Below are 13,858 nucleotides of genomic sequence, written 5' to 3' on the forward strand. Positions count from 1 at the left end.
CGCACCTCGACGCGCCCTTCGTGGCTCGTCGCTATCGCTCCTCACACCTCAGGGAGCAGGGGGGACGCTCACACCTCAGGCAGCAGTAGGAAAACCGCCCTGAGGAGGGTGACGCCGCCTACGCCGATGGCGTCAGCGTCCATCCGGCCGCGGCGGTCCGCTGGTCCCAGAACTCCCGGTAACGCCCACCGCGGGTGAGCAGTTCGTCGTGGGTGCCGATGTCGTCGACGCCACCGTGGTCGTCGAGCACGACGATCTGGTCGGCGGCGATCACGGTCGACAGCTTGTGTGCGATGACGAGCACCGTGCTCTGGTCGGCGAGCCTGCGGATGGATTCGGCGACGTGGGTCTCGTTCTCGGGATCGAGAGCGCTGGTCGCCTCGTCGAAGAGCACGATCGGCGCGCCCTTCAGCAGAGCGCGGGCGATCGAGACACGTTGCCGCTCACCGCCGGACAGGGCCGAACCGCCCTCGCCGACGACCGTGTGCCAGCCGTCGGGCAACCGGTCGACGATCGAGGTGACCCCGGCGGTCTCGGCGGCCGCGCGGATCTCGTCGTCGGTCGCCTCGGGGCGACCGAGTTTGATGTTCTCCCACAGCGTGTCGTCGAAGAGGTAGACGTCCTGGAACACCTGGGACAACTGGCCCATGAGTGCACCGGTCTCCTGCTCGCGCACGTCGACGCCGCCGACCTTCACGACGCCGCCGTCGACGTCGTAGAACCGGGCGATGAGGCGGAAGATCGTCGACTTACCCGAGCCCGACGGGCCGACGAGAGCGGTCATCGTGCCCGGGCGTGCCCGCAGCGACACGTCGCGCAGGACCTGCGCACCGGTCTCGTATCCAAATGCGACACCGTCGAGTTCGACGGCACCCGGTTCGGTGATCTCCGCCGGTTGATCGGGCGCGGGCATCCGGTCGGTGTCGAGCACGCCGGTGATGCGGTTGATCTCGTCGGTGGACATGCGCAGCGTCGAACCCAGTTCCGCGAGTTCGCCGATGGGACCGAAGAAGCGCGCCGCGAGACCGAAGACCGCGATCAGCAGGGCGGGCTCGATGTGTCCCGCCACGGCCAGCCACGCACCGAGCGCGAGCACGGCGCTGAAGACGACCTGCACCGACAACCCGTTCAGCAGGATGCCGAGGATCGAGCGCCACAGCATCGACTTGCCCACGCGTGCTTGCTGTCCGAGGGCGTCGGCGAGCGGCTTGTGCGCGGAGTCCGAATCGCCGAAGGCTCGCAGCACCGCCTGGCAGCGGGCGAATTCCAGGACGCGGTTGTTGACCTTGACGGCCTCGGCGCGCTTGCGTCCCTCGGACTTTGCGAGGAACGAGCTCGACAGCTTACCGACATACATGAGGAGCAACGTGCCGGCGACCATGAGAAGGCCGATGCGCCAGTCGAAGAAGCAGATGCCGATGACGACCACGACGGAGCTGACCGTGTTGACCACGACCGGGGTGATGTAGTGCGCCCCGGTGCTGCCCACGAACATCGTTCCCTTGACCGCGATCTGGGAGACGTCGCCGACCCGGTCACGGGTGAACCATCCGAGCGGCAGCGTGACCATGTGATCGCCGAGCCGGTGGTGCAGCATGCGCATGGCGTAGAGCGCCATCGTCATGCCCTTGAGTGACTGCACGTAGGCGCTCACCGCGCAGATGACGACGAGGACGGCCAACGGCCACAACCAGTTCGCGGCGGCGGACAGATCACCGGTCAGCAGATGCTCGACGATCGGGACCAGGGTGAGCATCGCCAGCCCCTGCGCGACGCCGTAGACGACCACCCAGGACAGGAAGACGACCATGCGTGCACGTTCGGAACCCAGGATCGTGTAGAAACCGCGGATCATCGTGCCACCTCGCTGTTCGCGACCGCGCCGCGCGCGATCTCCTCGTCCTGTCTGGTGGTCCCGGCCTCGTAGGCGGCCCACATCGACGCGTACAGCCCGCCGCGGGCGACCAGTTCGTCCTGGCGGCCCTGTTCGACGACCCGGCCCCGGTCGAGGACGACGATGTTGTCCGCGTGCGTGATCGAGCCGAGACGGTGGGCGATGACGAGTACGGTCCGCCCGGTCATCAGCGCGCCGATGGCCTGCTGGATCTGGGCCTCGGACTCGGGGTCGGCGAAGGCGGTGGCCTCGTCGAGGACGAGGATCGGCGTGTCGGCGAGCAGTGCCCGCGCGATCGAGACACGTTGTGCCTCACCGCCGGAGAAGTGGGCACCATCGCCGACCACGGTGTCGTAGCCGTCGGGCAGCTCCAGGATGCGCTCGTGGATCTGCGCGGCCCGGGCGGCGTCGTGGACCTGCTCGTCGCTCGCGTCCGGACGGCCGAGGCGGATGTTGTCACGCACCGACATCGTCAGCAGCTGCACGTCCTGCAGCACGAAACCGACGTGGCGGTAGAGCTCGGAGGGTGCGATGTCGCGCACGTCGACCCCGCCGATACGCACCGCACCGGAGTCGGGATCACCGAAACGCGGGAGCAGCGTCGCGAGCGTCGACTTCCCGCTTCCCGACGGCCCGACGAGCGCGGTCACGGTGCCCTCGGCCAGCTCCACACTGACGTCGTCGAGCGCCTTCACCCCGGACGGCACCCCGAGACGGGGCGGGTAGGTGAAGTGCACGTTCTCGATACGCACGTCGTGACCGGCAGGCACCTGCGGATTCTCCGGGACGACCAGCTCCGGTTCGGCGAGCAGCGCGGCGATGCGCAGCGCCGCGGCGGAGGCCTGCTGACGGGTGTGCACCGCGGTGGACACGGTGAGCAGCGCGGTCGGCAGCACCATCGCGATCAGCGTCGAGCCGACGAGTTCGATGGGCTGCACCCAGCCGTTGTCGACGAGCCAGTACCCGACCCCGAGGTTGACCAGCAGGATCAGCGGCGCGCTGATCAGGACGGTGGTGACCGCCTGGACGCGCAGCATCGGGCCCATGTAACCGGCGAAGTCGTCGTTGAACTCGTCGGCGGCGTCGACGAACCGCCGGTGCGCCTTACCGGTCTGGCCGAACGTCTTCACGACGGCGACACCCGAGATGAACTCGACGATGGTGGCGCTGATCCGCGCCACACCCTTGTCCATCTTCTCCATCTCGGTCGTGAGGTCACGGGCCATGTAGGAGTAGGTCAACGCGTACAGCGGCACCGTGGCGACGGCGAGGAGTCCGAGACGCCAATCCAGGTAGAAGCAGTAGATCAATGCGAAGATCGGCGACAGCATCGCCGCCGTCGCCTCGACCGTCGCGTGCGCGACGAGGTAGTGCAGGTCGGCGACGTCGTTCTGCACGGACTTGCGGACGGCACCGGAGCTGGTGCGGCTGAACCAGCCCAGCGGCAACCGACCGAGCTTGTCCGCGATGCGGATTCGGAGTTGCGCCTGTAGATCGAGATCGGCGAAGTGGGTGATCGCCAGTGCGAGGAAACTGAAGGCGGCGCGAGCACCGAGACCGGCGACGACCAGCCACACGACCAGCCACACGCGTCCCGAGTCGATCGGTCCCGGCTCGAGCAGGATGCGCCCGAGTTCGACGATCCCGATGAACGGCACCACCGTTGCGGCGGAGGCGAAGATCTGCACGAACTGGGCGAGCATCGTGCGCGTCTTCACCGGGGCCAGGACGTCGGCGAGTGCGGCGGCTTTCGCCTTGGACTCGGATCTGGCCTGGGCGCGCGCGGCTTTCGGATCGTCGGGTTCGGCGTCGACGTCGGAGACTGCTGCCGGCGCGGACACATCGGTTCCGCCAATTGTCATATGCGCACAATAACGGCCGGACGCTGGGAAAGGAAAGCTACCCTAACTTCGACGTCGGTGGTCAGCGCGGCAGGATGCCGTCGAGGACCACCGACAGATACTGGTCCGCGATCGAATCGACCGACATCGTGCCGCCGGGCCGGTACCACCGCACGGCGACCCACACGGTGTCGCGCATGAACCGGTAGACGAGCTCGACGTCGAGATCTGCCCGGAACTCCCCGTTCTCGACCCCGCGTTGCAGCACCGACTGCCACAGCTGCCGGAACTCGACGTTCAGTTCGGAGATGTAGGTGAAGCGTTCCTGGCCGGAGAGACGCTTCGCCTCGTCCTGGTAGATCGCGACCGCGTTGCGTTCGGCATCGATGGACTCGAACGACGCGATGACGAGTCCGCGCAGGGTCTCGGTCGCCGACGTGCTCGACGCCGCGATCTGCCGGTATCGGGCGAACAGGTCGTCGAGGAAGCCCCGCAGGATCTCGTCGACCATCGACTCCTTGGAGTCGAAGTGGTGATAGAGGCTGCCGGACAGGATGCCGGCGGCGTCGGCGATGTCCCGGACCGTCGTCGACCGCAGACCCTGCTCGGCGAACATCCGCCCGGCCGTCGCCAGCAGCTCGTCTCGGCGCGACGAGCGGGCCGGCGTATCGGTCCGCTGTCCGCCGGCCGGCTTGACGTCCGCGGCGGCCGCGGTCGCGTCGGATCTGCCTTTCGCATCGATCCTGGTCTGGCCTCGTGGTGACAAGCGCATCCTCCTGAGAGAGTCTGCGCACACCCTAGCAAGCGCTTGGCCGGGACCGTCGGTCGACGATCCCGGCCACGACGACCGATCTTATGCGCCGAGGCGCTTGCGCACCTTCTTCATCGCGCGGTTGTTGAAGAACTTCCACAGTTTGAGCTGATTGTTCGTCAGCTTCGTGTCCTTGGGCAGGAACGGCGGCGACATCATCTCGGCAACACTCACCGGCAGCGTCGAGAACGCGACGGCCCGCGCGTGGCTGAACGTCTCGAAGCCGGTGCGGCCGTGGTATCCGCCCATCCCGCTGTTGCCGACACCCGCGAACGGCAGCTCGCCGCTGAACAGGTGGATGGCGAAGTCGTTGCCGTTGATCGAGCCGCTGCGCGTGTTGTCGGCGAGCTTCTGGAACCGCTCGTTCTGGTCGCCGCACCAGTACATGGTCAGCGGATGCGGGTGCGAGCTGATCTGACTGATGACCTCGGACAGGTCGCGGTAGGGGTACACGGTCAGCACCGGACCGAAGACCTCGTCCTCCTCGATCTTCATGCCCGCCTTCACGCCGGTCAGCAGCGTCGGCGGGATCTTGCGGCGCGCGGCGTCCGGCAGCGGTTCGCCGCCGGGGATCACCTGACGCTTGGTGGCGCCCAGCTGCTCGGCGTCGTCGATGAGCCCGAGGATGCGCTCGTAGTTCTTCTGGTTGATCGTCGAGGTGTACTGGTCGTTGTCGATGATCGTCGGGAAGTTCTTGGTCCACCGCGCGACGACCTTGTCGGTGAACTCACCGAGCTTGGCCTCGGGGACGAAGACGTAGTCCGGGCACAGGCACACCTGGCCGCCGTTGACCATGCGGGCGTCGGCGAGCATCGTCGCGGCCTTGTCGATGTCGGCGTCGATGTCGACGACAGCCGGGTTCTTCCCGCCGAGTTCGAGAGTGACCGGGATGAGGTTCTTCGCGGCCTCCTGAGCCACCGAGGCACCGACGCCGGGCGAGCCGGTGAAGAACATGTGATCGACCTTGAGCTTGGCGAAGTCCGAACCCGAACCGTGCTTCGACGTGGCGACCGCCAGCTCCTCGATCGAGAAGTAGTCCGGCGCGTGCTTGGCGATCACGTCTGTGGTCTTCGCCGTCACCGACGACGGGCGCAGGATGACCCGGTTACCGGCCGCGAAAGCCGAACCCGCGGGCACGATCGTGAGCTGCAGCGGGAAGTTCCACGGCCCCATGATCCCGACGACACCCAGCGGGTCGTGCCGGATGCTCTGCTTGTATCCGAGCAGGCCCTGGACCTTGGCGACCTTGGACTCGGCCATCCAGTCCTTGACGCCCCGGCGCTGGTGAGCGAGGTCGATCATGCAGCCGGCCACATCGGCGGCCAGCGACAGCTCACGCGGACGGGCACCGAAATCCTCGGCCAACGCGGCGGCGATCTCGTCGGCGTTGTCGAGCAGCAGCGCCGCCAGCCGCGTGATGCGGTCGATGCGGGTGTCGGCGTCGGGGATCCCGTCGCGCAGGAACGCCGCGCGCTGGATGTCGACCAGTTCGGTCAGCGTGTGTGCCTCCGACGAGACACCCCGCGTCGAAATCGTGTCGGTGCTGGTGTGTTCAGCAGGCTTGGTCATCGAGATCCCCTCAGCTAGGTCGTGCTGCACCTGACGTGCGGCGTTGGAACAAAACAGTCCGCCTGTCCCACACAATAGTATGCGCCAGGTCACACCGTGATGTGGGCACGCCTGTTGTCAGAATGGTACGACCCCGGGACCGAAACGTCGAGGGGGTGAACTCTCAGCCGAGCCGCTCGATGATGGTGACGTTGGCGGTCCCGCCGCCTTCACACATGGTCTGCAGGCCGTAGCGGCCGCCGGTGCGCTCGAGTTCGTTGAGCAGGGTGGCGAACAGCTTGGCGCCGGTGGCGCCGAGGGGGTGGCCGAGTGCGATGGCGCCGCCGTTGGGGTTGACCTTGGCGGGGTCGGCGCCGGTCTCCTTGAGCCAGGCGAGCACGACCGGCGCGAATGCCTCGTTGATCTCGACGACGTCGATGTCGTCGATCGACAGTCCGGTCTTGTCGAGCGCGTACTTGGTGGCCGGGATGGGCGCGGAGAGCATCATCACGGGGTCGTCGCCGCGCACGGACATGTGATGGATGCGGGCGCGCGGTGTCAGGTTGTGCTCCTTCAGCGCGCGTTCGGAGACGACGAGTGTCGCCGAGGAGCCGTCGGCGATCTGCGAGGCGACGGCCGCCGTCAGCCGCGACCCCTCGGCGAGCACCTGCAGACCGGCCATCTTCTCCATCGAGGTCTCGCGCGGGCATTCGTCGACGACGCAGTCGCCGAGCGCGATGTTCTCGGCGTCGAACCTGCCGTCGGCGATCGCCGCCCGGGCACGCTCATGTGACTGCAGCGCCCAGCGCTCCATGTCCTCACGACTGATGTCCCACCTCTTGGCCATCATGTCGGCGCCGAGGAACTGGGAGATCTGCGCATCCCCGAAGCGCTCCTGCCAGCCCGCGGATTCGGCTGTGGGCGTGGTGAATCCGAACTCCTTGCCGGAGATCATCGCCTGCGAGATCGGGATGGCGCTCATGTTCTGCAGCCCGCCGGCGACGACGATGTCCTGGGTGCCGCTCATGACGCCCTGCGCGGCGAAGTGAATCGCCTGCTGGCTGGAGCCGCACTGCCGGTCGACGGTGGTGCCGGGCACCTCCAGCGGGAGACCGGCTGCGAGCCAAGCGGTCCGGGCGACGTTGCCGGCCTGGCCACCGATGGTGTCGAGGCAGCCGAACACCACGTCGTCGACGGCAGCCGGGTCGATTCCGGTGCGGTCGACGAGGGCGGAGATGATGTGGGCGCCGAGGTCGGCGGGGTGGGTCTTGGCCAGTGAGCCGTTGCGCTTGCCGACCGGGGTGCGGACGGCGTCGACGATGTAGGCCTGGGGGGTGGTCATGGTCGGTGCTCCTTGAATCGGTGGACGTCGTTGGCGGTCAGGCGCGCTGACTGGAGATCGAGACGACCTCGCCGGTGAGGTAGGTGGTGTAGTCGCTGGCGAGCATCGCGACGGTCGCGGCGACCTCCCAGACCTCGGCGGCGCGCCCGTAGGCCTCCCGGGCGGCGAGTTCGTCGAGGAGGTCGTCGCTGGTCACCTTCGCGAGGAACGGGTGTTTGGCTATCGACGGCGCGATGGCGTTGATGCGCACCCCGACGTCGGCGGCTTCGAGTGCCGAACACCGGGTCAGCGCCATCACCCCGGCCTTCGCCGCGGCGTAGTGTGCCTGTCCCCGCTGGGCCCGCCAGCCGAGCACCGAGGCGTTGTTGACGATGACCCCGTTGTGCTCGACCGAGCCGAAGTACCTCAGGGCCGCGCGGGTGGCGCGGAAGGTGCCGGTGAGCGTGATGTCGAGGACGCGGTCCCATTCCTCGTCGGTCATCTCGGCGACCGGGGTCTCCCCGCCGAGTCCGGCGTTGTTGACCAGCACATCAATGCGTCCGAGTTGCGTTGCGGCGTCGTCGATCAGCGCGTCGACCTCCGCGGTGACCTGCACATTGCAGGTGCGCTGGGTGACCGTGCGGCCGGGGAACTCGGCGGCCAGCTTCTCGGCGGCCTCGCCGAGGCGCCGTTCGTGCCAGTCGCTGATGAGCACGTCCGCGCCTTCGAGAAGCGCGCGGCGGGCCGACGCGAAGCCGATACCCGTTCCGGCAGCGGCGGTCACCACGACCTTCTTGCCCAGCAACAGGTCGTGTCCGGCGACCTCGGCGGGAGGAGTGGCGAGCGGGGAGGCCGCTCGGTCCGTGGCGCGGGCCCCGTTGACGTCGACTCCGGTCATCAGCGTGCCTCTCGGGGTAGGCCGAGCACCCGCTCGGCGATGATGTTGCGCTGCACCTCGTTCGATCCGCCGTAGATCGTGTCGGCGCGGGTGAACAGGTAGAGCCGTTGCCATTCGTCGAGTTCGACGTTCTCCGGATCGGCGATGTCGTTGGCCTTGCCTTCGGCGGTCGCGGCCGGACCGATCAGTGCCGGCGCACCGACGACATCCATCGCGAGTTCACCGAGATCGCGATGCCAGTTGGCCCACAACAACTTCGACACCGACGCCGCGCCCGCTTGGGAGGTGACGTCACCGTCGAGCGTCCGCTGGGCGTGGGCCCGCATGACCTTCAGCCCGATGTCGGCGCGCGCGAGTCGTGACGCGATCTCCGGATCGTCGACCGCCCCGTTGGCTCGCGCGAGGTCGGTGAGATTGCCCAGCTCGCGCGCGAATCCGACCTGCTGGCCCAGCGTCGAGACACCGCGCTCGAACTGCAACAGCCCCATCGCGACCTTCCAGCCGTCGCCGGGGTCGCCGACGATCAGGTCGGCTTCGGTCTCTGCGTCGTCGAAGAACACCTCGTTGAATTCCGATGTGCCGGTGAGCTGTTGGATCGGCCGGACGGTGATTCCCGGTTGATCGAGCGGGACCAGCAGGAAACTCAGCCCGGCGTGCCGCGACGATCCCTTCTCGGTACGCGCGATGACGAACACCCACTGCGCGACATGCGCGAGCGAGGTCCAGATCTTCTGGCCGTTGATGATCCACTTGGCCGATCCGCTCGACTCGTCGAGCCGCGCGGTCGTGGAGACCCCCGCGAGGTCGGAGCCGGCGCCCGGTTCCGAGTAACCCTGCGACCACAACTCGGTGACGTCGACGATCCCGGGCAGCAGACGCCGCTTCTGCTCGTCGGTGCCGTAGGCGATGAGTGTGGGGCCCAGCAGTTCCTCGCCCAGGTGGTTGACCCGGGCGGGCGCATTCGCGCGGGCGTACTCGCGGTGGAAGATGATCCGCTGCTCGAGTGTCGCGCCACGACCGCCGTACTCGACCGGCCAGCCGATGCAGGTCCATCCGGCGCGGGCGAGATGGCGGTCCCATTCGAGCCGTTCGGCGAAGAACTCGTGTTCGCTACCCGGGCCGCCACGGCCCTTCAGATCGGCGAAGTCGCCAGTCAGATTCTCGTCGAGCCACGCCCGCACCGCGGCCGCGAACTCGGTGCCGGCGTTCGGTGTCGATTTCGCCCATTCACCCAGGTCGACGGCACGATCGGCGAGATTCGTCGTGGTCATGAGCGCTAGCATAACGCACCAAGCAAGTGCTAGGTTGGGGCGCATGGCGCAGACCTCTCTGCACGAGACTCTCCCCTCTCCCACCACACCGGCCGCACTGCGTCGCGCTGCGCGCACCTGGCCCGACCGTATCGCTCTCGTCGACGGCCAGTGGGACCCTTCGTCACATCCGCGACTCGAGTTGACCTGGGCCCAGTTGCACAGCGCGGTCCGCGCCTTCGCCGGTTCACTCGTGGCATCGGGCATCGAGGCCGGGGACCGGGTCGCCATCTGGTCGCCGAACAGCTTCCACTGGCCGATCGCGGCGCTGGGAGTCCACTACGCCGGCGCCACACTCGTCCCGCTCAACACCCGCTACACCACCGGCGAGGCAGTCGAGATCATCGAACGTTCGGGGGCCCGGGCGGTCGTCGTGTCCGGCGAGTTCCTCGGCGCCGACCACGCGTCGGAACTCCTACGCGATCACCGCGCCTCGATGCCCGCGGTGGTCGTGCGGGTGCCGCTCTCCCCCGGCGCGACAGCACCCGACGGTGCGGTCGACTGGCACGATTTCCTCGAACGCGCGACCGACGACGCGTGGGCAGATGCCGACCGTCGCGCCGACGCCGTCTCCCCGGAGGACATCTCCGACATCCTCTTCACCTCCGGCACGACCGGGAAGTCCAAGGGCGTGCTGGCAACACACCGGCAGACCCTGACCGGGTCACACGGGTGGGGTGCGAACGCGGGGCTGAACCCCGATGACCGCTATCTGATGGTCAACCCGTACTTCCACACGTTCGGATACAAGGCCGGCATCCTGCCGAGCGTCCTGTTCGGCGTGACCATGCTGCCGCTCGCCGTCTACTCGCCGGAGCAGGCGATGAAGCTCGTGTCCGACGAACGCGCGACGGTCTTCCCGGGCGCTCCCACGATCTTCCAGACCATCCTCGACGACCCGAAGCGCGCCGACCACGACCTCTCGAGCCTGCGCATCGTCATCACCGGCGCCGCCATCGTGCCCGTCGTCCTCGTCGAACGCCTGCAGCACGACCTGGGTGTCGACACCGTCATCACCGCCTACGGCCTGACCGAGGCGAGCGGCTTCGTGTCGACCTGCACGCCCGACGACGACGACACGACGGTGGCCAACACCTGCGGACGCGCGTTCCCCGGCATGCAGATCAGGCTCTCCGACGACGGTGAGGTGCTGGCCCGCGGAGACATGGTGATGGTCGGATACCTCGACGACCCGGACGCCACCGCGGCGACGATCGACGCCGACGGGTGGCTCCACACCGGCGACATCGGGACCATCGACGAGCGCGGCAATCTGAAGATCACCGATCGACTCAAGGACATGTACATCTGCGGCGGGTTCAACGTCTATCCCGCGGAGATCGAGCAGACCCTCGCCCGGATCGACGGCGTCACCGAATCGGCGGTCGTCGGCGTACCCGACGATCGCCTCGGCGAGGTGGGCCGCGCCTATCTGACGGTCCGCTCCGGCACCGACCTCGACGAAGCGCAGGTCATCGCATACGCCAGAGAGCACCTCGCCAACTTCAAGATCCCCCGGTCGGTCGTCTTCGTCGACGAGTTCCCCCGCAACGCGTCGGGCAAGATCCTCAAGCGCAACCTCACCTAGCCCCGCGGCGTTTCGTAGCAACAACGCGCGCTATAAGCGCATTCTTGCTACCGAATCGACCCGTGACTCGCGGCGGGAACCGGTGGGGGCCGCGGTGCGTCGAAGTTCTGTGACCGAGGACCCACGCGCGATGATCGCGGCCCACGACGGCGTGTTCACGACCCGGCAGTTGCTCGACGTAGGCGTGTCCGCCGACAGGATCCGACATCGCGTCGCCACCGGCGAGTGGGTCCGGGTCGCCAGGGGTGTCTTCCGAGTCGGCGACCGGACGGTCGATGACAGGATGCGGATGCGGCTCGCCGTGCTGCGTGCCGGGCCGGACGCCGCTCTTGCGAGCTCGGCCGCGGCGTGGTGGCACGGCATCGTCCCCCAGGTCCCCGCGCCCCCCGTGGTGGTCGCACCGCACGGTCGGCACGGGTCACCGGTCGACGGCGCGCGGATCTGGCATCGCAACGTCGACCGCCGGGACCTCACAGAGGTCGACGGATTGGCCGTGACCGCGCTCGAGCTGACGGTTCTCGACGCATCGGTGGAATCGGGGGTGAAAGTGATGGACTCCGCGCTGCTGAACAAGAAGGTCACCGTCGCCGCGCTCGACGTTGTCCAGCGTCGGAACGCCGGGCGTCGAGGCTCTCCGAGAGCGCGCGCGATGCTCGAGGCGATGTCCTCGGGCGCAAGGTCCGAGGCGGAACGAATCACCGCCACACTGCTGCGCGGTTCCAGACTGACGGGATGGTCGGCGAACACGCCCGCCTGCGGTTATGTCCTGGACTTCGCCTTCATGGCGTCGAAGATCGCCATCGAGATCGACGGCATGGCCTTCCACAGCGACGCCGTCGCCTTCCAACGGGACCGGACCCGCCAGAACGACCTCGTCGCGAACGGTTGGACCGTCCTGCGCTTCACCTGGCAGGACGTGACCGCCCGCCCGGCCTGGGTGCTGGCACAGGTCCGGACGGCCCTTCGTCGGAAATCCGTAGCGTGAATACGGCCATAGCGCGCGTTGTTGCTACGAAATCCCGGGAGGTTAGGTGCGGGGCTTCACCAGCGGGAACAGGATGGTGTCGCGGATACCGAGGCCGGTGAGGGCCATCAGCAGGCGGTCGATGCCCATACCGGTGCCGGTGGTCGGCGGCATGCCGTACTCCATCGCGGCGAGGAACTCCTCGTCGAGGACCATCGCCTCGTCATCGCCGGCGGCGGCCAGGCGGGCCTGGTCGGCGAAGCGCTCGCGCTGGATGACGGGGTCGACGAGTTCGGAGTATCCGGTCGCCAGCTCGAAGCCGCGCACGTACAGGTCCCACTTCTCGACGACGCCGGTCACCGACCGGTGCGCGCGGACCAGCGGCGAGGTCTCGACCGGGAAGTCACGGACGAAGACCGGCCGGTCCAGCTTCTCGCCGACCATGTGTTCCCATAGTTCCTCGACGAGCTTGCCGTGCCCGTAACCCTTGTCCTTCGGGATCTCGAGTCCGACGCGTGCCGCGATGGCGAGCAACTCCTCGACGGTGGTCTCACCGTCGGCGCCCGCGGGGACGATCTGCTCGCCGAGCGCCTCGGACAGCGACGGGTACATCTCCAGCGCGGTCCACTCGCCGGACAGGTCATAGGTGGAACCGTCCGGCATGGTCGGCGTCTGGGTGCCGAGCGCGGCCTGCGACACCTCTTGCACCAGTTCGCGGATCATGACCGCGGAGTCGTCGTAGGTGCCGTAGGCCTGATAGGTCTCGAGCATCGCGAACTCCGGCGAATGGGTGGAGTCGGCACCCTCGTTGCGGAAGTTGCGGTTGATCTCGAAGACGCGCTCGATGCCGCCGACCACGCAGCGTTTCAGGAACAGCTCCGGCGCGATGCGCAGGAACAGATCGATGTCGAAGGCGTTGGAGTGCGTCACGAACGGCCGTGCCGCCGCCCCGCCGTGCAGGGTCTGCAGCATCGGGGTCTCGACCTCGAGGAATCCCCGACGCCCCAGAGCCGCACGGAGTTCGGCGATCACCGAGATCCGGGTGCGGGCGATGCTGCGCGCCTCCGGACGCATGATGAGGTCGACGTAACGCTGCCGGACCCGGGTCTCCTCGTTCATGTCCTTGTGGGCGATGGGCAACGGACGCAACGACTTCGATGCCATCTGCCAGCCGTCGGCCATCACCGACAGTTCACCGGTGCGCGAACTGATGACCTCGCCGGAGATGAACACGATGTCACCCAGGTCCACCTCGGACTTCCACCGCGCCAGCGCTTCCTCGCCGACACCGTTGAAGCTGACCATCGCCTGCAGCTGGGTGCCGTCGCCCTCCTGCAGCGTCGCGAAGCACAGCTTGCCCTTGTTGCGCAGGAAGATCACGCGCCCGGTGACGCCGACGTGCTGACCGGTCTCGGTACCGGCCTCGAGGTCGGGATAGGCCGCGCGGATCTCGCCGAGACTATGGGTGCGCGGGATGGAGACCGGGTATGCCTCACGGCCCTCGGCCAGGATCCGCTCACGCTTCTCGCGGCGGATGCGCAACTGCTCGGGAGTCTGCTCGTCGGTCGCTTCGGGGGTGGCGGTGCTGGTCGGGCTGTCACTCACCCCACGCACCCTATCGGGGCCGGTCATCGACTCCCAACTCACCGCCTCGGCGTGATCGCGGCCACAATCGGGTCGCGC

The 13,858-nt window shown here is 67.8% G+C and carries 10 protein-coding genes; 2 read left to right on the forward strand and 8 right to left on the reverse strand.

What is annotated here, in order from left to right; all coding sequences use genetic code 11:
• Positions 1–118 precede the first annotated feature (118 nt).
• From AC3B6C_RS02055 to AC3B6C_RS02085, 7 genes are all read right to left on the reverse strand, one after another.
• The gene (locus AC3B6C_RS02055; protein ID WP_488374717.1) at positions 119–1,855 is read right to left on the reverse strand and encodes an ABC transporter ATP-binding protein; all 1,737 of its coding nucleotides are present in this window, start codon (positions 1,853–1,855) and stop codon (positions 119–121) included.
• Positions 1,852–3,756, reverse strand: coding sequence for an ABC transporter ATP-binding protein (locus AC3B6C_RS02060; protein WP_044507212.1), 1,905 nt, complete (start codon positions 3,754–3,756; stop codon positions 1,852–1,854). The genes AC3B6C_RS02055 and AC3B6C_RS02060 overlap by 4 nt, the downstream gene beginning before the upstream one ends.
• A 61-nt stretch (positions 3,757–3,817) precedes the next feature.
• Positions 3,818–4,501: a TetR/AcrR family transcriptional regulator gene (locus tag AC3B6C_RS02065; RefSeq protein WP_083889035.1), complete on the reverse strand. Its 684-nt coding sequence runs from the start codon at positions 4,499–4,501 to the stop codon at positions 3,818–3,820.
• Positions 4,502–4,588: 87 nt separating this feature from the next.
• Positions 4,589–6,115: an aldehyde dehydrogenase family protein gene (locus tag AC3B6C_RS02070; protein ID WP_488374718.1), complete on the reverse strand. Its 1,527-nt coding sequence runs from the start codon at positions 6,113–6,115 to the stop codon at positions 4,589–4,591.
• 163 nt (positions 6,116–6,278) lie between these two features.
• Positions 6,279–7,436, reverse strand: coding sequence for an acetyl-CoA C-acetyltransferase (locus AC3B6C_RS02075; protein ID WP_488374719.1), 1,158 nt, complete (start codon positions 7,434–7,436; stop codon positions 6,279–6,281).
• 37 nt (positions 7,437–7,473) lie between these two features.
• Positions 7,474–8,313, reverse strand: coding sequence for an SDR family oxidoreductase (locus tag AC3B6C_RS02080; RefSeq protein ID WP_010840677.1), 840 nt, complete (start codon positions 8,311–8,313; stop codon positions 7,474–7,476).
• Positions 8,313–9,584, reverse strand: a complete 1,272-nt coding sequence (locus AC3B6C_RS02085; protein WP_488374720.1) for an acyl-CoA dehydrogenase family protein — start codon at positions 9,582–9,584, stop codon at positions 8,313–8,315. The genes AC3B6C_RS02080 and AC3B6C_RS02085 overlap by 1 nt, the downstream gene beginning before the upstream one ends.
• 43 nt (positions 9,585–9,627) lie before the next feature.
• Here AC3B6C_RS02085 and AC3B6C_RS02090 point away from each other — a divergent pair, with 43 nt between their 5' ends.
• Together AC3B6C_RS02090 and AC3B6C_RS02095 are read left to right on the forward strand one after the other, a co-directional pair.
• Positions 9,628–11,211 (forward strand): FadD3 family acyl-CoA ligase, encoded by a 1,584-nt coding sequence (locus AC3B6C_RS02090; RefSeq protein ID WP_488374721.1) that lies wholly within the window; start codon positions 9,628–9,630, stop codon positions 11,209–11,211.
• Positions 11,212–11,320: 109 nt separating this feature from the next.
• Positions 11,321–12,196, forward strand: coding sequence for a DUF559 domain-containing protein (locus AC3B6C_RS02095; RefSeq protein ID WP_488374722.1), 876 nt, complete (start codon positions 11,321–11,323; stop codon positions 12,194–12,196).
• A 42-nt stretch (positions 12,197–12,238) separates the two neighbouring features.
• Here AC3B6C_RS02095 and lysS read toward each other — a convergent pair whose 3' ends face one another.
• Positions 12,239–13,807: a lysine--tRNA ligase gene (gene lysS, locus AC3B6C_RS02100; protein ID WP_488374723.1), complete on the reverse strand. Its 1,569-nt coding sequence runs from the start codon at positions 13,805–13,807 to the stop codon at positions 12,239–12,241.
• Positions 13,808–13,858: the final 51 nt, after the last annotated feature.

The sequence above is a fragment of the Gordonia sp. 11cp genome (assembly GCF_057767225.1).

What these genes read in the sequence shown, in the direction of transcription:
- AC3B6C_RS02085 (WP_488374720.1), bottom strand. Translation starts at nt 9,584, where the DNA reads ATGACCACGACGAATCTCGCCGATCGTGCCGTCGACCTGGGTGAATGG.
- AC3B6C_RS02075 (WP_488374719.1), bottom strand. Translation starts at nt 7,436, where the DNA reads ATGACCACCCCCCAGGCCTACATCGTCGACGCCGTCCGCACCCCGGTC.
- AC3B6C_RS02080 (WP_010840677.1), bottom strand. Translation starts at nt 8,313, where the DNA reads ATGACCGGAGTCGACGTCAACGGGGCCCGCGCCACGGACCGAGCGGCC.
- AC3B6C_RS02070 (WP_488374718.1), bottom strand. Translation starts at nt 6,115, where the DNA reads ATGACCAAGCCTGCTGAACACACCAGCACCGACACGATTTCGACGCGG.
- AC3B6C_RS02060 (WP_044507212.1), bottom strand. Translation starts at nt 3,756, where the DNA reads ATGACAATTGGCGGAACCGATGTGTCCGCGCCGGCAGCAGTCTCCGAC.
- AC3B6C_RS02090 (WP_488374721.1), top strand. Translation starts at nt 9,628, where the DNA reads ATGGCGCAGACCTCTCTGCACGAGACTCTCCCCTCTCCCACCACACCG.
- AC3B6C_RS02055 (WP_488374717.1), bottom strand. Translation starts at nt 1,855, where the DNA reads ATGATCCGCGGTTTCTACACGATCCTGGGTTCCGAACGTGCACGCATG.
- lysS (WP_488374723.1), bottom strand. Translation starts at nt 13,807, where the DNA reads ATGACCGGCCCCGATAGGGTGCGTGGGGTGAGTGACAGCCCGACCAGC.